The sequence below is a fragment of the Escherichia sp. SCLE84 genome (assembly GCF_012584495.1).
In the GTDB taxonomy this organism is placed as follows: Bacteria; Pseudomonadota; Gammaproteobacteria; order Enterobacterales; family Enterobacteriaceae; genus ECMA0423.
Window position 1 is genome coordinate 4,936,256 of the sequence record NZ_CP051430.1, and the last position, 18,806, is coordinate 4,955,061.

15 protein-coding genes are annotated in these 18,806 nt (G+C 50.8%); 9 read left to right on the forward strand and 6 right to left on the reverse strand.

What is annotated here, in order from left to right; genetic code table 11:
• Positions 1 to 27 precede the first annotated feature (27 nt).
• The 3 genes from HGD79_RS23920 to HGD79_RS23930 all read right to left on the reverse strand — a co-directional run bounded on the left by HGD79_RS23920 (position 28) and on the right by HGD79_RS23930 (position 3,100).
• Positions 28 to 1,116: a sugar kinase gene (locus HGD79_RS23920; RefSeq protein WP_000999819.1), complete on the reverse strand. Its 1,089-nt coding sequence runs from the start codon at positions 1,114 to 1,116 to the stop codon at positions 28 to 30.
• 3 nt (positions 1,117 to 1,119) lie between these two features.
• The gene (nfo, locus tag HGD79_RS23925; protein ID WP_000873890.1) at positions 1,120 to 1,977 is read right to left on the reverse strand and encodes a deoxyribonuclease IV; all 858 of its coding nucleotides are present in this window, start codon (positions 1,975 to 1,977) and stop codon (positions 1,120 to 1,122) included.
• A 73-nt stretch (positions 1,978 to 2,050) separates the two neighbouring features.
• Positions 2,051 to 3,100 (reverse strand): YeiH family protein, encoded by a 1,050-nt coding sequence (locus HGD79_RS23930; protein WP_000182053.1) that lies wholly within the window; start codon positions 3,098 to 3,100, stop codon positions 2,051 to 2,053.
• A 98-nt stretch (positions 3,101 to 3,198) separates the two neighbouring features.
• Here HGD79_RS23930 and yieE point away from each other — a divergent pair, with 98 nt between their 5' ends.
• From yieE to cirA, 3 genes are all read left to right on the forward strand, one after another.
• A complete protein-coding gene (gene yieE / locus HGD79_RS23935; RefSeq protein WP_000548294.1) occupies positions 3,199 to 4,080 on the forward strand; it encodes a DNA-binding transcriptional regulator YeiE in 882 nt (293 codons plus the stop codon).
• A 204-nt stretch (positions 4,081 to 4,284) separates the two neighbouring features.
• Entirely contained in the window at positions 4,285 to 5,754 is a 1,470-nt protein-coding gene (gene lysP / locus HGD79_RS23940; RefSeq protein ID WP_000253273.1) for a lysine-specific permease, read from the forward strand.
• A gap of 292 nt (positions 5,755 to 6,046) precedes the next feature.
• The gene (cirA, locus tag HGD79_RS23945) at positions 6,047 to 8,038 is read left to right on the forward strand and encodes a catecholate siderophore receptor CirA (protein ID WP_000489247.1); all 1,992 of its coding nucleotides are present in this window, start codon (positions 6,047 to 6,049) and stop codon (positions 8,036 to 8,038) included.
• Positions 8,039 to 8,069: 31 nt separating this feature from the next.
• On the opposite strand, the gene yeiG is transcribed toward cirA, so the two are convergent.
• Positions 8,070 to 8,906: an S-formylglutathione hydrolase gene (gene yeiG, locus HGD79_RS23950; RefSeq protein ID WP_000425438.1), complete on the reverse strand. Its 837-nt coding sequence runs from the start codon at positions 8,904 to 8,906 to the stop codon at positions 8,070 to 8,072.
• A gap of 257 nt (positions 8,907 to 9,163) precedes the next feature.
• Here yeiG and folE point away from each other — a divergent pair, with 257 nt between their 5' ends.
• The 6 genes from folE (at position 9,164) to mglC (ending at position 16,073) form a co-directional block, all read left to right on the forward strand.
• On the forward strand, positions 9,164 to 9,832 hold the full coding sequence (gene folE, locus HGD79_RS23955) for a GTP cyclohydrolase I FolE (RefSeq protein WP_001139613.1): 669 nt from the start codon (positions 9,164 to 9,166) through the stop codon (positions 9,830 to 9,832).
• A gap of 16 nt (positions 9,833 to 9,848) precedes the next feature.
• Positions 9,849 to 11,006, forward strand: coding sequence for a DUF418 domain-containing protein YeiB (gene yeiB, locus HGD79_RS23960; protein ID WP_000440894.1), 1,158 nt, complete (start codon positions 9,849 to 9,851; stop codon positions 11,004 to 11,006).
• Between the two features lie 141 nt (positions 11,007 to 11,147).
• Positions 11,148 to 12,188: an HTH-type transcriptional regulator GalS gene (galS, locus tag HGD79_RS23965; RefSeq protein WP_000628660.1), complete on the forward strand. Its 1,041-nt coding sequence runs from the start codon at positions 11,148 to 11,150 to the stop codon at positions 12,186 to 12,188.
• 279 nt (positions 12,189 to 12,467) lie between these two features.
• Complete coding sequence (gene mglB / locus HGD79_RS23970) at positions 12,468 to 13,466, forward strand: galactose/glucose ABC transporter substrate-binding protein MglB (RefSeq protein WP_001036964.1); 999 nt, start codon at positions 12,468 to 12,470, stop codon at positions 13,464 to 13,466.
• Positions 13,467 to 13,526: 60 nt separating this feature from the next.
• Positions 13,527 to 15,047: a galactose/methyl galactoside ABC transporter ATP-binding protein MglA gene (gene mglA, locus HGD79_RS23975; RefSeq protein WP_000255039.1), complete on the forward strand. Its 1,521-nt coding sequence runs from the start codon at positions 13,527 to 13,529 to the stop codon at positions 15,045 to 15,047.
• A gap of 15 nt (positions 15,048 to 15,062) precedes the next feature.
• A complete protein-coding gene (mglC, locus tag HGD79_RS23980) occupies positions 15,063 to 16,073 on the forward strand; it encodes a galactose/methyl galactoside ABC transporter permease MglC (RefSeq protein ID WP_001275118.1) in 1,011 nt (336 codons plus the stop codon).
• A 70-nt stretch (positions 16,074 to 16,143) separates the two neighbouring features.
• On the opposite strand, the gene preA is transcribed toward mglC, so the two are convergent.
• Both preA and preT read right to left on the reverse strand, forming a co-directional pair.
• Positions 16,144 to 17,379: an NAD-dependent dihydropyrimidine dehydrogenase subunit PreA gene (gene preA / locus HGD79_RS23985; RefSeq protein ID WP_000956043.1), complete on the reverse strand. Its 1,236-nt coding sequence runs from the start codon at positions 17,377 to 17,379 to the stop codon at positions 16,144 to 16,146.
• Positions 17,373 to 18,611, reverse strand: a complete 1,239-nt coding sequence (preT, locus tag HGD79_RS23990; protein ID WP_001136361.1) for an NAD-dependent dihydropyrimidine dehydrogenase subunit PreT — start codon at positions 18,609 to 18,611, stop codon at positions 17,373 to 17,375. Before preT ends, preA begins: the two co-directional genes overlap by 7 nt.
• Between the last annotated feature and the right edge of the window lie 195 nt (positions 18,612 to 18,806).

Sequence of the window (18,806 nt, forward strand, 5' to 3'; positions counted from 1 at the left end):
GGTCAAGCGTCGAATCCGGCAACATTGTTACACCATTGGCACTAATGAAAGCGCGTTATCGGCAGACAGGGTAGGGTTGTTTAAGCTGCCGCTGGCGCGCGAAATTGCCGCGCAGGCTACCGCAAAACGGGCGCTGTCGCGGAAACTGTATCCTTCAAGAAAGCTATATACCAAGCCCGCCATAAAACCATCGTCAGCACCAAAACTGTCTACTGTCGTATGCGCTGGCGCGGTCAGCAAAAATTGTTCTCCATCCTTATCGCTGCAAAATACAGATTCATCTTTCAGATAAACAAAAATGCGTTTAACACCTTGTTGATGCAGCGAATTTACAGCTCTGATGCGATCGTTGTCGTCTTTAATCGGTTGCCCCCACAAAATTTCCAGTTCATTTTGTGTTGGTTTCAGAGTGTGGATCCGGCTGTACCAGTTTTTTACTTTGTTCGCTTTAAATTCGGAAACGGTATCGACAAACATCGGAATTTCATCAGCAATGGTAAAGACCCACTCCAGGGCTTCAGGTGTGAGATTACAATCAGCCAGCACCACACCAGCATGGCGAATCAAGTCCCGTGAAGTATTGAGCAGTTGAGGCGTTAGCTGTTGCAGAATATGTGTGTCATTGATTGCCAGGATAGTTTCTTCCTGCTTATTAGCGATAGCGAGATAAGTTGCAGTGCTGTGTCCATGCAGACGAATGCAGTTTGAAACGTTCACGCCCGCGCGGCGCGTTTCTTCCAGTAATGTCTCGCCGTAAAAATCGTTGCCAATAGCTGATATTAAATGCACATCCCGACCAAGCAGAGCCAGGTTATGCGCGATATTACGTCCGACGCCGCCTGCGGAACAGTGAACAGAACCTGGATGAGAGGCTGCTTGCGGGTAACGGATATCCGCCATTCCGCGAATATCCATATTGATTGCACCCACAACCACACAGTAATCCTGCTCGGTAAGGATATATCCTTTGCCTTTAATCAAACCCTTGCGCATCAAATCCATAATATGAGCGGCAACACGTGAGCGGCTGATTTGCAGAATATCGGCGATTTCATTCTGTTGAATCAGCGGGTTACGCCGTAAAATTTTAAGAATCTGCTTTTCCCTGTCGTTCATCGATCAGGCCACCGCTTTTTCAGTTTGTTGCGCTTTCAGCCAGGCGATCTCTTCTGCCCAGATATCCGGGTTGATGGTTTCAAGGATCAGCGGAATGCCGTCGAAACGGTCGTCCTGCATGATCCAGCGGAACGCATCATGACCGATATTGCCTTCACCGAGGCTATGATGGCGGTCAACGCGGCTGCCAAAGGTGCTTTTCGCATCGTTAAGGTGCATCCCGCGCAGATACTTAAAGCCAACAATACGGGCAAAATCCGCGAACGTTTTCTCGCATTCGGCTGGAGTACGCAAATCATACCCGGCAGCGAAAGCATGGCAGGTATCAATGCAGACGCCGACACGGGATTTATCTTCCACGCCGTCGATAATCGCCGCGAGATGTTCGAATTTAAACCCTAAGTTACTGCCCTGACCGGCGGTGTTTTCAATCACCGCTGTTACACCTTGAGTTTTATCCAGCGCAATGTTGATGGATTCGGCAATACGCGCAAGGCAATCCTCTTCTGAAATCTGCATCAGATGGCTGCCAGGGTGGAAGTTGAGCAAAGAAAGCCCCAGTTGTTCGCAACGCTGCATTTCATCTATAAAGGCATCGCGCGATTTTTCCAGAGCTTCAGTGACCGGATGTCCGAGGTTAATCAGATAGCTGTCGTGGGGAAGAATTTGCGCCGATGTGTAGTGATATTTTTCACAGGCCGCTTTGAATTCATCGATGGTTTGCGTCGTGAGCGGTGCGGCACGCCACTGACGTTGGTTTTTGGTGAACAAGGCAAACGCGGTTGCGTCGATTTCGGCGGCGCGAATTGCGGCATTTGCCAGACCGCCAGCAGCACTAACGTGCGCTCCAATGTATTTCATGCGAGGACTCCTGTTAAACCCGCTGGAGGAAAACGGTAATGATAGCGGGTTAACAGGAGCAAGATGTAGTGGTTTATGCGATGACGCTTTGAATCACATAGTTAATCGCACCACCACCAACAATCAGCCAGGCAAACAGTACCAGTGCCATCAGCAGAGGTTTCGCCCCGGCTTTTTTCAGCGCGCTGACGTGAGTGGTCAGACCCAGCGCCGCCATCGCCATTGCCAGCAGGAAGGTATCCAGCGTTACCAGCATGTTCACCACGCTCTGCGGTAACAGGTGGAACGAGTTAAAGATGGCAACGACGATGAACAATATGGCAAACCACGGAATAGTGATTTTGCTTTTCTCGCCGCTGTTCGCCCCAGACAGCTGTTTAACACGCGCCGCCAGCAGGATGAGGAACGGAGCCAGCATCATCACGCGCAGCATTTTGGAAATAACTGCTGCGTTTTCCGCATCCGGGCTGATGGCATGACCTGCCGCCACCACCTGCGCCACTTCGTGCACAGTAGAACCAATGTAGATACCGAAAGTTTCCGGACTAAACCATTGAGACATCAGCGGATATATCGCCGGGTAGAGGAAAATCGCGACGGTCCCGAAGATAACAACGGTTGCAACAGCCACGGTTACTTTACTGGCTTCCGCTTTCACTACCGGCTCAGTCGCCAGTACCGCGGCAGCACCACAGATACTGCTACCGGCACCGATCAACCAGCTGGTGTGCTTATCCAGACCAAACACTTTCTGCCCCAGGAAGCAAGCCAGCAGGAAGGTACTGGACAGCGTCAGCACGTCAATGATGATCCCACTGATACCGACATCGGCAATTTGCGAGAACGTCAGACGGAAGCCATAAAGAATGATACCCAGACGTAATAAATATTGCTTGGCAAACAGCACACCACCGTCACAGCTTTTCCAGATGTGCGGATAGATGGTGTTGCCTAAAACCATCCCCAACAAGATTGCGAGGGTGAGGGCACTAAACCCGGCACCCGCAACCGCGGGAATGGAACCACCCCACAGGGCGACCCCGGTGATAACTGCACTCAGGGCTAACCCCGGAATAAAATGCCACAGTGTACGATGTTGTTTCTGTAAGGTGATATTCGTCATAACCCTCTCCTTTAACCGGGCATAAGGTTACGACTAACTGGTTTAAAAATAAAATTGATTATATATTTATAATTAATCTTTATAAGTGGTAAGCGACTATGCACATCACCCTCCGGCAGTTGGAAGTTTTTGCAGAAGTATTGAAAAGTGGATCAACCACCCAGGCGTCGGTGATGCTGGCGTTGTCGCAATCAGCAGTGAGCGCAGCCTTGACCGACCTGGAAGGGCAGCTTGGCGTGCAACTGTTTGATCGCGTGGGGAAAAGACTGGTTGTTAATGAACACGGGCGGCTGCTCTATCCGCGTGCGTTGGCATTGCTTGAACAGGCGGTTGAAATCGAACAACTGTTTCGCGAAGACAACGGCGCGATTCGTATCTATGCCAGTAGTACCATCGGTAACTACATTCTGCCTGCAGTTATCGCCCGTTATCGCCATGATTATCCGCAGTTGCCGATTGAACTTAGCGTTGGGAACAGCCAGGACGTGATGCAAGCGGTGCTGGATTTCCGCGTTGATATTGGTTTTATTGAAGGACCGTGCCACAGCACTGAAATTATTTCTGAACCGTGGCTGGAAGACGAGCTGGTGGTTTTCGCCGCGCCGACTTCGCCGTTGGCCCGTGGTCCGGTCACCTTAGAGCAGCTGGCCGCTGCGCCGTGGATCCTGCGTGAACGCGGTTCCGGCACGCGGGAGATTGTCGATTATCTATTGCTGTCACATTTACCGAAGTTTGAGATGGCGATGGAATTAGGTAACTCCGAGGCAATCAAACATGCGGTGCGTCATGGGTTGGGAATTAGTTGCCTGTCGCGACGGGTGATTGAAGATCAATTGCAGGCAGGCACATTAAGTGAAGTTGCGGTCCCTCTGCCGCGCCTGATGCGTACGTTGTGGCGTATACATCATCGGCAAAAACACCTTTCCAACGCGCTACGGCGCTTTCTGGACTATTGCGATCCCGCGAATGTACCGCGTTAAGTTGCTGTACAAGAACATGCTGGTGCTGTGTCGATTTCGTGACGCAGCGCCCTCAGCATGCATTCGCCAGAAAAGAGATTGGCTGCTTTACTTATAATCCCTGGGCGATCATGAAGGTGTCTTATAACCGTGTATTTCTGCCGGAAGGATTGCCAATCGTCTGCTACAATCGCGCCTCATTTTTAAGATGGATAGCATTTTTGTATGGTTTCCGAAACTAAAACCACAGAAGCGCCGGGCTTACGCCGTGAATTAAAGGCGCGTCACCTGACGATGATTGCCATTGGCGGTTCCATCGGTACAGGTCTTTTTGTTGCCTCTGGCGCAACGATTTCTCAGGCAGGTCCGGGCGGGGCATTGCTCTCGTATATGCTGATTGGCCTGATGGTTTACTTCCTGATGACCAGTCTCGGTGAACTGGCTGCATATATGCCGGTTTCCGGTTCGTTTGCCACTTACGGTCAGAACTATGTTGAAGAAGGCTTTGGCTTCGCGCTGGGCTGGAACTACTGGTACAACTGGGCGGTGACTATCGCCGTTGACCTGGTTGCAGCTCAGCTGGTCATGAGCTGGTGGTTCCCGGATACACCGGGCTGGATCTGGAGTGCGTTGTTCCTCGGCGTTATCTTCCTGCTGAACTACATCTCAGTTCGTGGCTTTGGTGAAGCGGAATACTGGTTCTCACTGATCAAAGTCACGACAGTTATTGTCTTTATCATCGTTGGCGTGCTGATGATTATCGGTATCTTCAAAGGCGCGCAGCCTGCGGGCTGGAGCAACTGGACAATCGGCGAAGCGCCGTTTGCTGGTGGTTTTGCGGCGATGATCGGCGTAGCTATGATTGTCGGCTTCTCTTTCCAGGGAACCGAGCTGATCGGTATTGCTGCAGGCGAGTCCGAAGATCCGGCGAAAAACATTCCACGCGCGGTACGTCAGGTGTTCTGGCGAATCCTGTTGTTCTATGTGTTCGCGATCCTGATTATCAGCCTGATTATTCCGTACACCGATCCGAGCCTGCTGCGTAACGATGTTAAAGACATCAGCGTTAGTCCGTTCACCCTGGTGTTCCAGCACGCGGGTCTGCTCTCTGCGGCGGCGGTGATGAACGCAGTTATTCTGACGGCGGTGCTGTCAGCGGGTAACTCCGGTATGTATGCGTCTACTCGTATGCTGTACACCCTGGCGTGTGACGGTAAAGCGCCGCGCATTTTCGCTAAACTGTCGCGTGGTGGCGTGCCGCGTAATGCGCTGTATGCGACGACGGTGATTGCCGGTCTGTGCTTCCTGACCTCCATGTTTGGCAACCAGACGGTATACCTGTGGCTGCTGAACACCTCCGGGATGACGGGTTTTATCGCCTGGCTGGGGATTGCCATTAGCCACTATCGCTTCCGTCGCGGTTACGTATTGCAGGGACACGACATTAACGATCTGCCGTACCGTTCAGGTTTCTTCCCACTGGGGCCGATCTTCGCATTCATTCTGTGTCTGATTATCACTTTGGGCCAGAACTACGAAGCGTTCCTGAAAGATACCATTGACTGGGGCGGCGTAGCGGCAACGTATATTGGTATCCCGCTGTTCCTGATTATTTGGTTCGGCTACAAGCTGATTAAAGGAACTCACTTCGTACGTTACAGCGAAATGAAGTTCCCGCAGAACGATAAGAAATAAGTTTCCTCCCTTCCTTGCTAAGCCCTCTCAACCGAGAGGGCTTTTTCAATTCCATTTCCCTGACAAATCATGCGGATATAAAATTTAACATTTGGATTGATAATTGTTATCGTTTGCATTATCGTTACGCCGCAATCAAAAAAGGCTGACAAATCAGAGGCTGTTCCGGCTTTCTGGGATGATCACCTGCATACAAATAAGTCCACCGCGATGCTGCCGTACGCAAGGGGACGTGAAGAAGATGTGAGCGATAACCCATTTTATTTTCGTAGTTACCTCATGGAGATATGGAATGTTTAGGTTGAACCCTTTCGTACGGGTCGGGCTGTGTTTGTCCGCTATTTCTTGTGCATGGCCTGTGTTAGCGGTCGATGATGATGGCGAAACGATGGTTGTCACTGCATCTTCCGTTGAACAAAACCTCAAAGATGCACCCGCCAGTATCAGCGTCATTACCCAGGAAGACCTGCAGCGAAAACCGGTACAGAATCTGAAGGATGTCCTCAAAGAAGTGCCTGGCGTACAACTGACGAACGAAGGGGATAACCGTAAGGGCGTTAGTATTCGTGGTCTGGACAGCAGCTACACCCTGATTCTCGTCGACGGTAAACGCGTTAACTCCCGCAATGCCGTCTTCCGCCACAATGATTTCGATCTGAACTGGATCCCGGTCGATTCCATCGAACGTATTGAAGTGGTTCGTGGCCCGATGTCGTCGCTATACGGCTCCGATGCGCTCGGCGGTGTAGTGAATATCATCACCAAAAAAATCGGTCAGAAATGGTCGGGTACCGTTACCGTCGATACCACCATTCAGGAACATCGCGATCGCGGTGATACCTATAACGGTCAGTTCTTTACCAGTGGACCATTAATTGATGGTGTGCTGGGAATGAAAGCTTACGGCAGCCTGGCAAAACGTGAAAAGGATGACCCGCAAAACTCAACGACCACCGATACCGGAGAAACGCCGCGTATTGAAGGATTCTCCAGCCGCGACGGCAATGTCGAATTTGCCTGGACACCGAATCAAAATCACGATTTTACTGCCGGATACGGTTTCGACCGTCAGGATCGTGATTCCGACTCGCTGGACAAAAACCGCCTGGAACGCCAGAACTACTCCGTCAGCCATAATGGGCGTTGGGATTACGGCACCAGCGAACTGAAATACTACGGTGAGAAAGTCGAGAACAAAAACCCTGGCAACAGCAGCCCGATAACTTCCGAAAGCAATACGGTCGACGGCAAATACACGTTGCCGCTGACGGCGATTAATCAGTTTCTCACGGTTGGCGGTGAATGGCGTCACGACAAACTTAGCGATGCGGTGAACCTGACCGGGGGAACCAGCTCCAAAACGTCTGCCAGCCAGTACGCGCTGTTTGTGGAAGATGAATGGCGGATCTTCGAGCCGCTGGCGCTGACGACCGGCGTGCGTATGGACGATCACGAAACCTACGGTGAACACTGGAGTCCGCGTGCCTACCTGGTTTATAACGCCACCGACACCGTAACGGTGAAAGGGGGCTGGGCGACGGCATTTAAAGCACCTTCTCTGTTGCAACTTAGCCCTGACTGGACGAGCAATTCCTGCCGTGGCGCATGTAAGATTGTGGGTAGCCCGGATCTGAAACCAGAAACCAGCGAAAGTTGGGAGCTGGGGCTTTACTACATGGGTGAAGAAGGCTGGCTGGAAGGGGTTGAATCCAGCGTTACCGTTTTCCGTAACGATGTGAAAGATCGTATCAGCATCAGCCGTACGTCTGACGTCAACGCTGCACCGGGCTACCAAAACTTTGTTGGTTTTGAGACGGGCGCTAACGGACGGCGCATACCGGTATTTAGCTACTACAACGTTAACAAAGCTCGTATTCAGGGCGTGGAAACCGAACTGAAAATTCCGTTCAACGATGAATGGAAACTGTCGATCAACTACACCTACAACGATGGTCGTGATGTCAGCAACGGCGAAAACAAACCGCTATCCGATCTGCCGTTCCATACCGCTAACGGTACGCTGGACTGGAAACCGCTGGCGCTGGAAGACTGGTCATTCTATGTTTCTGGTCACTATACCGGGCAGAAACGCGCCGACAGCGCGACGGCTAAAACACCGGGCGGTTATACCATCTGGAATACCGGCGCGGCCTGGCAGGTGACTAAAGACGTCAAACTGCGCGCAGGCGTGCTGAACCTTGGCGACAAGGATCTCAGTCGTGACGACTACAGCTATAACGAAGACGGACGTCGTTACTTTATGGCAGTGGATTATCGCTTCTGATGAGAAGATGCCCGGCGAACCGGGCGGACTTTCACTTCAGTAAATACTGCGCATGGAAGCGCAGGTGATCCTCTATAAAAGAGGCGATGAAGTAGTAACTGTGATCATATCCCGGCTGAATACGCAGCGTCATCGGCCACGCTTTCTGGCGCGCGGCTTCTGCCAGTACCGCAGGTTGCAACTGGTCGGCAAGAAACTGATCATTATCTCCCTGATCGATAAGCGTCGGGATCGCATCCTGCGCGTTACTGGCATACATCAGCGCGCAACTGTCCCATTCCAGCCATGCATTTTTGTCCTCACCTAAATAGCTGCTAAACGCTTTGATTCCCCACGGGACGCTGCACGGATTCACAATTGGCGCAAAGGCCGAAACGCTGGTGTATTTACCCGGATTTTTCAGCGCCATAATCAGCGCACCGTGACCACCCATTGAGTGACCGCTAATGGCGCAGCGGTCGCTGACATTAAATTGCGACTGAACCAGCGCCGGTAATTCATCGCGCAGATAATCATACATCCGGTAATGCGTCGCCCACGGCGGTTGCGTGGCATTAAGATAAAAGCCTGCGCCCTGGCCTAAATCGTAGCCATCGTCGTTGGCAACCTTTTCGCCGCGCGGGCTGGTGTCTGGCATCACCAGTACAATCCCCAGTTCTGCCGCCACGCGCTGGGCACCCGCCTTGGTGGTGAAGTTCTCGTCATTGCAGGTTAATCCGGAAAGCCAGTACAGCACTGGTGGCGGGGTGTGATCACGAGGGGGTGGGAGAAAGATACTGAACGTCATCGGGCAGTTTAAGGTACTGGAGTCGTGTCGCCAGCGTTGCTGCCAGCCTTCAAAACAGCGGTGCTCTTCGAGCATTTCCATGCGTGGCTCCTTGTTGTGTTGTTTGCAATTTCTTCATCATACCGTTTATTCAATGTGCTGTGAGTAACTTTCACTTCCGTATTTGCATAACGATGTTTTAACATCTGCTGATGAAAGGCAGCGGCAATTACAATAATTATCGCTGTGAATACTGGATTATGTGCGCCGCCTCACGCACAATAATCAGGCTGTAAATCAGCTTAATAACTTTGCCCCCACGCAGGGCGGAGGCGTCACACCTGCAGGAGAAATCATAAATGCCATCACTCAGTAAAGAAGCGGCCCTGGTTCATGAAGCGTTAGTTGCGCGAGGACTGGAAACACCGCTGCGCCCGCCCGTGCATGAAATGGATAACGAAACGCGCAAAAGCCTTATTGCTGGTCATATGACCGAAATCATGCAGCTGCTGAATCTCGACCTGGCTGATGACAGTTTGATGGAAACGCCGCATCGCATCGCTAAAATGTATGTCGATGAAATTTTCTCCGGTCTGGATTACGCCAACTTCCCGAAAATCACCCTCATTGAAAACAAAATGAAGGTCGATGAAATGGTCACCGTGCGCGATATCACTCTGACCAGTACCTGTGAACACCATTTTGTTACCATCGATGGCAAAGCGACGGTGGCTTATATCCCGAAAGATTCGGTGATCGGTCTGTCAAAAATTAACCGTATCGTGCAGTTCTTTGCCCAGCGTCCGCAGGTGCAGGAACGTCTGACGCAGCAAATTCTTATTGCGCTACAAACGCTGCTGGGCACCAATAACGTGGCTGTCTCGATCGACGCGGTGCATTACTGCGTGAAGGCGCGTGGCATCCGCGATGCAACCAGTGCCACAACAACGACCTCTCTTGGTGGATTGTTCAAATCCAGTCAGAATACGCGCCACGAGTTTCTGCGCGCTGTGCGTCATCACAACTGATTAAAAGGCAGGAACCATGGAGCGCAACGTCACGCTCGATTTTGTTCGCGGCGTCGCCATTCTGGGGATCCTGCTATTAAACATCAGCGCCTTTGGGCTACCAAAGGCGGCTTATCTCAATCCCGCCTGGTACGGCGCTATTACGCCGCAGGATGCATGGACCTGGGCATTTCTCGATCTCATCGGCCAGGTGAAATTCCTCACGCTTTTTGCGCTGCTGTTTGGTGCGGGCCTGCAAATGTTGCTGCCCCGTGGCAGACGCTGGATCCAGTCGCGGTTAACGCTGTTAGTCTTATTGGGCTTTATTCACGGTTTATTGTTCTGGGACGGCGATATTCTGCTGGCTTACGGGCTGGTGGGCTTAATCTGCTGGCGGCTGGTGCGCGATGCGCCATCGGTAAAAAGCCTGTTTAATACCGGCGTCATGCTTTATCTGGTGGGGCTTGGCGTTTTGCTGTTATTGGGGCTGATTTCCGACAGCCAGACCAGCCGCGCCTGGACGCCGGATGCATCGGCTATTTTGTATGAAAAATACTGGAAGCTTCACGGCGGCGTTGATGCGATCAGTAATCGTGCCGATGGTGTTGGCAACAGTTTACTGGCACTGGGCGCACAGTATGGCTGGCAACTGGCTGGGATGATGCTCATTGGTGCGGCGCTGATGCGCAGCGGCTGGCTGAAAGGGCAGTTCAGCTTACGTCACTATCGTCGTACTGGTTTTGTGCTGGTGGCGATTGGGGTGACCATTAACCTTCCTGCCATCGCCCTGCAATGGCAGCTGGACTGGGCGTATCGCTGGTGTGCCTTCTTACTTCAAATGCCGCGGGAACTGAGTGCGCCGTTTCAGGCGATTGGCTATGCGTCGCTGTTTTATGGCTTCTGGCCGCAATTAAGCCGCTTTAAGCTGGTGCTGGCAATCGCCTGCGTCGGACGGATGGCGCTGACCAACTATCTATTGCAAACGCTGATTTGTACCACGCTTTTTTACCACCTCGGTTTGTTTATGCATTTTGACCGCCTGGAGCTGCTGGCGTTTGTTATTCCGGTATGGCTGGCGAATATCCTCTTCTCTGTTATCTGGCTGCGTTACTTCCGCCAGGGGCCGGTGGAATGGCTCTGGCGTCAGTTAACTTTGCGTGCTGCCGGACCGGCAATATCTAAAACATCAAGATAACGATCTGGATCACATTCGTTAACAAAACGGCTGTAACCGTTTCCATTGCTGTGACTCGATTCACGAAGTCCTGTATTCAGTGCTGACAAAATAGCCGCCAGCAAGCAGTCATTTACTGCAATCTCATAACAGGTAGTGAATATGATCACCATTCGTGATGTAGCGCGTCAGGCTGGCGTCTCTGTGGCAACGGTTTCCCGGGTGCTCAATAACAGCACGCTGGTCAGTGCCGACACGCGTGAAGCAGTAATGAAAGCCGTGAGTGAGCTGGATTATCGGCCAAACGCCAATGCCCAGGCGCTGGCAACTCAGGTTAGCGACACCATTGGCGTGGTGGTGATGGACGTTTCTGATGCGTTTTTCGGCGCGCTGGTAAAAGCGGTGGATCTAGTCGCCCAGCAGCATCAGAAATACGTGCTAATCGGCAATAGCTATCATGAAGCGGAAAAAGAGCGTCACGCCATTGAGGTGTTAATTCGCCAGCGTTGTAATGCGTTGATTGTTCACTCAAAAGCATTGAGTGACGATGAACTGGCGCAATTTATGGATAACATTCCCGGTATGGTGTTAATCAACCGCGTTGTGCCGGGGTACGCCCATCGTTGCGTTTGCCTGGATAATCTCAGCGGTGCCCGAATGGCGACGCGCATGTTGCTGAATAACGGTCATCAACGTATTGGTTATCTTTCTTCCAGCCACGGCATTGAAGATGACGCCATGCGTAAAGCAGGCTGGATGAGTGCGTTGAAAGAGCAGGATATTATTCCGCCGGAAAGCTGGATTGGCACTGGTACGCCGGACATGCCGGGCGGTGAGGCGGCGATGGTTGAACTGCTGGGGCGCAATCTACAACTTACCGCTGTATTTGCTTATAACGACAATATGGCCGCTGGCGCACTGACAGCATTAAAAGATAATGGCATTGCGATTCCGTTACATCTCTCAATCATCGGTTTCGATGATATTCCCATCGCCCGTTACACCGACCCGCAATTAACGACCGTGCGTTATCCCATTGCTTCAATGGCGAAATTAGCCACCGAACTGGCCTTGCAGGGGGCAGCAGGCAATATTGATCCTCGTGCCAGCCACTGTTTTATGCCGACGTTAGTGCGTCGCCATTCTGTCGCAACACGCCAGAATGCGGCGACGATCACTAACTCAACAAATCAGGCGATGTAACCGCTTTCAATCTGTGAGTGATTTCACAGTATCTTAACAATGTGATAGCTATGATTGCACCGTTTTAACGTTGTAACCCGTATGTAACAGTGAATAATCACTTTCACCGAGGTAATAGCGTCATAACAACAATTAAAGCCGTTTTCTGGAGCGTTACCGGGCATGGAAGAACGAATTTTAAAAAGTGAGCTTCGGCGTTCAGTAACACTTCATTAACTCTACTGCCCCGCCGAGCATTTATCTCAAGCACTACCCTGCATAAGAAAAACCGGAGATACCATGAATAAGAAGGTGTTAACCCTGTCTGCTGTGATGGCCAGCATGTTATTCGGTGCCGCTGCACACGCTGCTGATACTCGCATTGGTGTAACAATCTATAAGTACGACGATAACTTTATGTCTGTAGTGCGCAAGGCTATTGAGCAAGATGCGAAAGCCGCGCCAGATGTTCAGCTGCTGATGAATGATTCTCAGAATGACCAGTCCAAGCAGAACGATCAGATCGACGTATTGCTGGCGAAAGGGGTGAAGGCACTGGCAATCAACCTGGTTGACCCGGCAGCTGCGGGTACGGTGATTGAGAAAGCGCGTGGGCAAAACGTGCCGGTGGTTTTCTTCAACAAAGAACCGTCTCGTAAGGCGCTGGATAGCTACGACAAAGCCTACTACGTTGGCACTGATTCCAAAGAGTCCGGCATTATTCAGGGCGATTTGATTGCTAAACACTGGGCGGCGAATCAGGGTTGGGATCTGAACAAAGACGGTCAGATTCAATTCGTATTGCTGAAAGGTGAACCGGGCCATCCGGATGCAGAAGCACGTACCACTTACGTGATTAAAGAGCTGAACGACAAAGGCATTAAAACTGAACAGTTACAGTTAGATACCGCTATGTGGGATACCGCTCAGGCGAAAGATAAGATGGACGCCTGGCTGTCTGGCCCGAACGCCAACAAAATCGAAGTGGTTATCGCCAACAACGATGCGATGGCAATGGGCGCGGTAGAAGCACTGAAAGCACACAACAAGTCCAGCATTCCGGTGTTTGGCGTCGATGCGCTGCCAGAAGCGCTGGCGCTGGTGAAATCCGGTGCACTGGCGGGCACAGTACTGAACGATGCTAACAACCAGGCGAAAGCGACCTTTGATCTGGCGAAAAACCTGGCCGATGGCAAAGGTGCGGCTGATGGCACCAACTGGAAAATCGACAACAAAGTGGTCCGCGTACCTTATGTTGGCGTAGATAAAGACAACCTGGCTGAATTCAGCAAGAAATAAGACTGATTGGGCGCAGTCGTTTACTGCGCCCTTATTGTATGGCCAACAAGGTAAAATTATATGGTCAGCTCAACGACTCCGTCTTCCGGGGAATACTTGTTGGAAATGAGCGGTATCAACAAGTCCTTTCCTGGTGTTAAGGCACTTGATAACGTTAATTTAAAAGTCCGGCCACATTCTATCCATGCATTAATGGGGGAAAACGGTGCAGGAAAATCGACATTATTAAAATGCCTGTTTGGTATTTATCAAAAAGACTCCGGCACCATTTTATTCCAGGGTAAAGAGATCGATTTCCATTCTGCCAAAGAAGCACTGGAAAATGGTATTTCGATGGTACACCAGGAGTTAAACCTGGTATTACAACGTTCGGTGATGGATAACATGTGGCTGGGGCGATATCCCACCAAAGGCATGTTTGTCGATCAGGACAAAATGTACCGCGAAACCAAAGCGATTTTTGATGAACTGGATATTGATATCGATCCGCGTGCGCGCGTCGGCACATTATCCGTTTCGCAAATGCAGATGATCGAAATCGCCAAAGCGTTTTCCTATAACGCGAAAATTGTGATTATGGATGAACCGACTTCTTCGTTAACCGAAAAAGAGGTCAATCATCTGTTCACTATTATTCGTAAATTAAAAGAGCGCGGCTGCGGTATTGTTTATATCTCGCATAAAATGGAAGAAATCTTCCAGTTATGTGATGAAGTTACCGTATTGCGCGACGGTCAGTGGATCGCCACCGAACCGCTGGCAGGACTGACGATGGACAAGATCATCGCCATGATGGTTGGGCGTTCTCTTAATCAGCGTTTTCCTGACAAAGAAAACAAGCCGGGCGAAGTCATCCTCGAGGTGCGTAACCTAACGTCACTGCGCCAGCCGTCGATTCGCGATGTCTCGTTTGATCTGCATAAAGGGGAGATCCTCGGTATTGCCGGGCTGGTGGGGGCGAAACGTACCGATATTGTTGAGACGTTATTTGGTATTCGCGAGAAATCGGCTGGCACCATTACGTTGCACGGCAAACAGATCAATAACCATAATGCCAACGAAGCCATAAACCACGGATTTGCACTGGTAACTGAGGAGCGCCGCTCAACGGGAATTTATGCCTATCTGGATATTGGTTTTAACTCGTTAATTTCCAATATTCGCAACTACAAAAATAAAGTTGGTTTACTGGATAACTCGCGGATGAAAAGCGATACCCAGTGGGTGATTGATTCGATGCGGGTAAAAACGCCGGGTCATCGGACGCAAATTGGTTCGCTCTCCGGTGGTAATCAGCAAAAGGTGATTATTGGTCGCTGGCTACTAACGCAACCAGAAATATTAATGCTCGATGAACCGACGCGCGGTATTGATGTCGGGGCGAAGTTTGAAATTTATCAGTTAATTGCCGAACTGGCGAAGAAAGGCAAGGGGATTATTATTATCTCCTCTGAAATGCCTGAGTTGTTAGGGATAACAGACCGTATTCTGGTCATGAGCAATGGTCTCGTTTCCGGAATTGTCGATACAAAAACAACAACGCAAAACGAAATTCTGCGTCTTGCGTCTTTGCACCTTTAAGATTAGGGGCTTCCCATGAGTGCGTTAAATAAGAAAAGTTTTCTTACTTACCTGAAAGAGGGCGGTATTTACGTCGTTCTTTTAGTTTTGCTGGCGATTATTATTTTCCAGGACCCAACATTTTTAAGTCTGTTGAACTTAAGTAATATTCTCACCCAGTCATCGGTGCGTATTATTATCGCGCTCGGTGTGGCAGGGTTAATTGTCACCCAGGGGACCGATCTTTCTGCTGGTCGTCAGGTAGGGCTGGCGGCAGTGGTGGCTGCGACATTATTGCAGTCCATGGATAACGCCAACAAAGTGTTCCCGGAAATGGCGACGATGCCGATTGCGCTGGTTATTCTGATTGTCTGTGCCATTGGTGCGGTGATCGGTTTGATCAACGGTCTGATTATCGCTTATCTCAACGTGACGCCGTTCATTACCACGCTCGGCACGATGATCATCGTCTATGGCATCAACTCGCTCTATTACGACTTTGTCGGGGCGTCGCCAATTTCTGGTTTTGACAGTGGCTTCTCTACCTTTGCTCAGGGCTTTGTCGCGCTGGGGAGTTTCCGTCTCTCTTACATCACCTTCTACGCGTTGATTGCGGTGGCGTTCGTCTGGGTGTTGTGGAACAAAACCCGCTTCGGTAAGAACATTTTTGCCATTGGCGGTAACCCGGAAGCGGCAAAAGTATCTGGTGTCAACGTCGGCCTGAACCTGCTGATGATCTACGCGTTGTCTGGCGTGTTCTATGCCTTTGGCGGGATGTTAGAAGCCGGACGTATCGGCTCTGCCACCAACAACCTCGGCTTTATGTATGAGCTGGATGCTATCGCGGCGTGCGTGGTAGGCGGTGTATCGTTCAGCGGCGGTGTGGGGACGGTGATTGGCGTGGTGACCGGGGTAATTATTTTTACCGTCATCAACTATGGCCTGACGTATATCGGCGTAAACCCATACTGGCAGTACATCATCAAAGGGGCGATTATTATCTTCGCCGTAGCGCTGGATTCACTGAAATACGCGCGTAAGAAGTGATGTGATTGTGGATATTGCCGGATGCGCTGCATCCGGCAATCGGTGCCAAATGCCGGATGCGTCTCTGGTTTTACAACGTTACCGGGTGTTCTTTCTCGCCTTTCTTAAACTTCACTTCCCCGAGCTCAATACAACCCACCGGGCAGACGTGACCACAAAGCAGACAACCCACACATTTCTCGGTATTACAATGCGGTGTGCGGGTTTTCTCGCTCCATTCCATCGCCTGGTGACCGCCGTCGTAACAGGAAATATAACAGCGTCCACAGCCAACACATTTATCAAGATTGATACGGGGATAGACAATATAACTGCGGTCTAAATCTTCCGCCGGGACAATATTGTTATTCGCCAGACCTACCATCTCCTGCAGCGAATCAAATCCCTGATCGGCGAGATAATGCGACAACCCGCTTGCCATATCTTCCACTATCCGATACCCGTACTGCATGATGCCGGTGGTCACCTGTAACGTTGCTGCGCCGAGCAATAAAAACTCAGCCGCATCCTCCCAGGTTTCAATGCCGCCGATACCGCTGATTGGGAAATCGCGCAGTTCTGGATGGGTGCGCATCTGCTGAATGAAGCGCAGGGCGATCGGTTTTACCGCTTTACCGGAATATCCGGAAATACTCGATTTTCCGTTAACGATCGGCATACCGATTTTCTGATTAAGATCGATATTGGTGATGGATTTAACGGTGTTAATCGCCGCAATGCCATCTGCGCCGCCGCGCTTCGCCGCCAGCGCCACTTCGCACATATCACCGATATTCGGCGTCATCTTCGCCAGCATTGGCAGCGTGGAACCCCGTTTCACTGCCCGACAATATTTTTCTACCAGCTCCGGGCTTTGCCCGACATCGCTACCCATCGCATGAGAAGTCATTTGCGGACAGGAGAAGTTACACTCGATCATATCCGCGCCAGCTTCTTGCACCAGGCGCGCCAGCTCCTCCCATTGCTGCTCATTTTCCCCCATGATCGAAGCGATCAATACTTTGTCCGGGTAATCTTCCTTCAGCTGACGCAGGGCGGCCAGATTCTCTTCCAACGGATGTTCAGCAATCTGCTCCATATTTTTGAAGCCGATAAAACCGGTATCTTCTTTCACCAGATGATCAAAACGCGGCGAGACTTCGTTGGCGATAAAAAAGCCGATCGTTTTAAACACCACGCCGCCCCAACCTGTGTCGTAGGCTTTGGCACACATCTCATAGCAGTTGCCTACAGGCGAAGAAGAGAGGCAGAACGGGTTGGGAAACTTCACGCCGCAAAAAGTAATCGAAAGATCTTTCGTTAACATGAGCAAGCTCCCTCTAAATAGTGATGAATCGCCTCGGCGGCTTCTTTCCCGGTTTTCACGGCATAGACCACGGTTTTGTCACCCTCAACAATATCGCCAGCAGCAAAGACTTGCGGATCGCGGGTCTGATAATTTTGTGTTTTGATGGTGTTACGCTGCGGCTCTAACTCCGCAAAGGCATCCAGTCTGGCATGCTGACCGACGGCGAGAATAATTTTATCTGCCGCCATCGTCAGTTCGCCCGGTAACCGTACATGCTTAAACGTGACTTTATTGCCTTCCACGGCTACTGGCGTGAATCCATCGATGATCGAAACGCCCAGCTCCCGGGCGCTGGCAAACTCTTTTTCGCTTGCCGGAAACTCATCTAACTCTTCACGCGCTACGCAGGTTACCGCCTGACAGCCGAGAACTTTCAGCGTGCTGGCTACGTCCATCGCGACATCACCGCCGCCGATAATTAATGCGCTTTGTGGAATGCTGATATCGCCTTGCGCCTGTCGTACACGTTGCAGGAAGTCGACGGCAATCTCAACGTCACTATGCTCAAACAGCGGTAGCCCGGAACCGCTTGATAACCCCACGGTGACCAGTACCGCGCGGTTTTCTGCTTTCAGCTGCTCAAGGGTGAGTGTGTTACCGACTTCGTTGTTGCACTTAATGGTCACGCCCATTTTTTCAATACGGGCGATCTCTGCATCCAGCACTGATTGCGGTAACCGGAATTGCGGAATACCGTTACGCAACCAGCCACCGGGGTGCGCTTCTTTCTCATAAATCGTGACGTCATAACCTTGGTTTGTCAGTGTTACACTGGCCTGCAATCCGGCAGGACCTGCGCCAATAATCGCGACTTTGCCGAGCGTTTTAGTACCGGGCTGATAAATTTCCATCCCAGTTTGTTGTTCAAAATCAGTAACAAAACGCTGTAAGCGACCGATATCAATGGGAGTATCAACACCGGCACGGGTACAACCGCTTTGACATAATTTCTCCGTCGGGCACACTCTGGCACAAACGGCACCGAGGGCATTATTTTCGCGAATTGTCTCGGCAGCGCCTTTAAAATTACGAAAGTAGATTGAGCGAATAAATTTCCCCGGATCGGTCTGTGCCGGGCAAGCCTGACTACAGGGAGCGTCATGACATAATAAACAGCGAGAGGCTTCTTTAATCGCCAGTAAAGGCGTAAAAGCCGGAGTGAGTTCATCCAGATAATTTTGTTGCGGCATGTGATCTTCCTTAATGCTATGAGTAATTAAGGCGAACGCTAAATATACTCGTCATACTTCAAGTTGCATGTGCTGCGTCTGCGTTCGCTCACCCCAGTCACTTACTTATGTAAGCTCCTGGGGACTCACTCACTTGTCGCCTTCCTGCAACTCGAATTATTTAGAGTATAAATATTGCGTGCTGATATTAAGGCT

Coding starts and splice junctions, on each gene's coding strand:
- HGD79_RS23920 (WP_000999819.1), bottom strand. CDS start 1,116: ATGAACGACAGGGAAAAGCAGATTCTTAAAATTTTACGGCGTAACCCG.
- mglA (WP_000255039.1), top strand. CDS start 13,527: ATGGTCAGCTCAACGACTCCGTCTTCCGGGGAATACTTGTTGGAAATG.
- folE (WP_001139613.1), top strand. CDS start 9,164: ATGCCATCACTCAGTAAAGAAGCGGCCCTGGTTCATGAAGCGTTAGTT.
- yieE (WP_000548294.1), top strand. CDS start 3,199: ATGCACATCACCCTCCGGCAGTTGGAAGTTTTTGCAGAAGTATTGAAA.
- mglC (WP_001275118.1), top strand. CDS start 15,063: ATGAGTGCGTTAAATAAGAAAAGTTTTCTTACTTACCTGAAAGAGGGC.
- cirA (WP_000489247.1), top strand. CDS start 6,047: ATGTTTAGGTTGAACCCTTTCGTACGGGTCGGGCTGTGTTTGTCCGCT.
- preA (WP_000956043.1), bottom strand. CDS start 17,379: ATGTTAACGAAAGATCTTTCGATTACTTTTTGCGGCGTGAAGTTTCCC.
- nfo (WP_000873890.1), bottom strand. CDS start 1,977: ATGAAATACATTGGAGCGCACGTTAGTGCTGCTGGCGGTCTGGCAAAT.
- lysP (WP_000253273.1), top strand. CDS start 4,285: ATGGTTTCCGAAACTAAAACCACAGAAGCGCCGGGCTTACGCCGTGAA.
- galS (WP_000628660.1), top strand. CDS start 11,148: ATGATCACCATTCGTGATGTAGCGCGTCAGGCTGGCGTCTCTGTGGCA.
- HGD79_RS23930 (WP_000182053.1), bottom strand. CDS start 3,100: ATGACGAATATCACCTTACAGAAACAACATCGTACACTGTGGCATTTT.
- yeiG (WP_000425438.1), bottom strand. CDS start 8,906: ATGGAAATGCTCGAAGAGCACCGCTGTTTTGAAGGCTGGCAGCAACGC.
- preT (WP_001136361.1), bottom strand. CDS start 18,611: ATGCCGCAACAAAATTATCTGGATGAACTCACTCCGGCTTTTACGCCT.
- mglB (WP_001036964.1), top strand. CDS start 12,468: ATGAATAAGAAGGTGTTAACCCTGTCTGCTGTGATGGCCAGCATGTTA.
- yeiB (WP_000440894.1), top strand. CDS start 9,849: ATGGAGCGCAACGTCACGCTCGATTTTGTTCGCGGCGTCGCCATTCTG.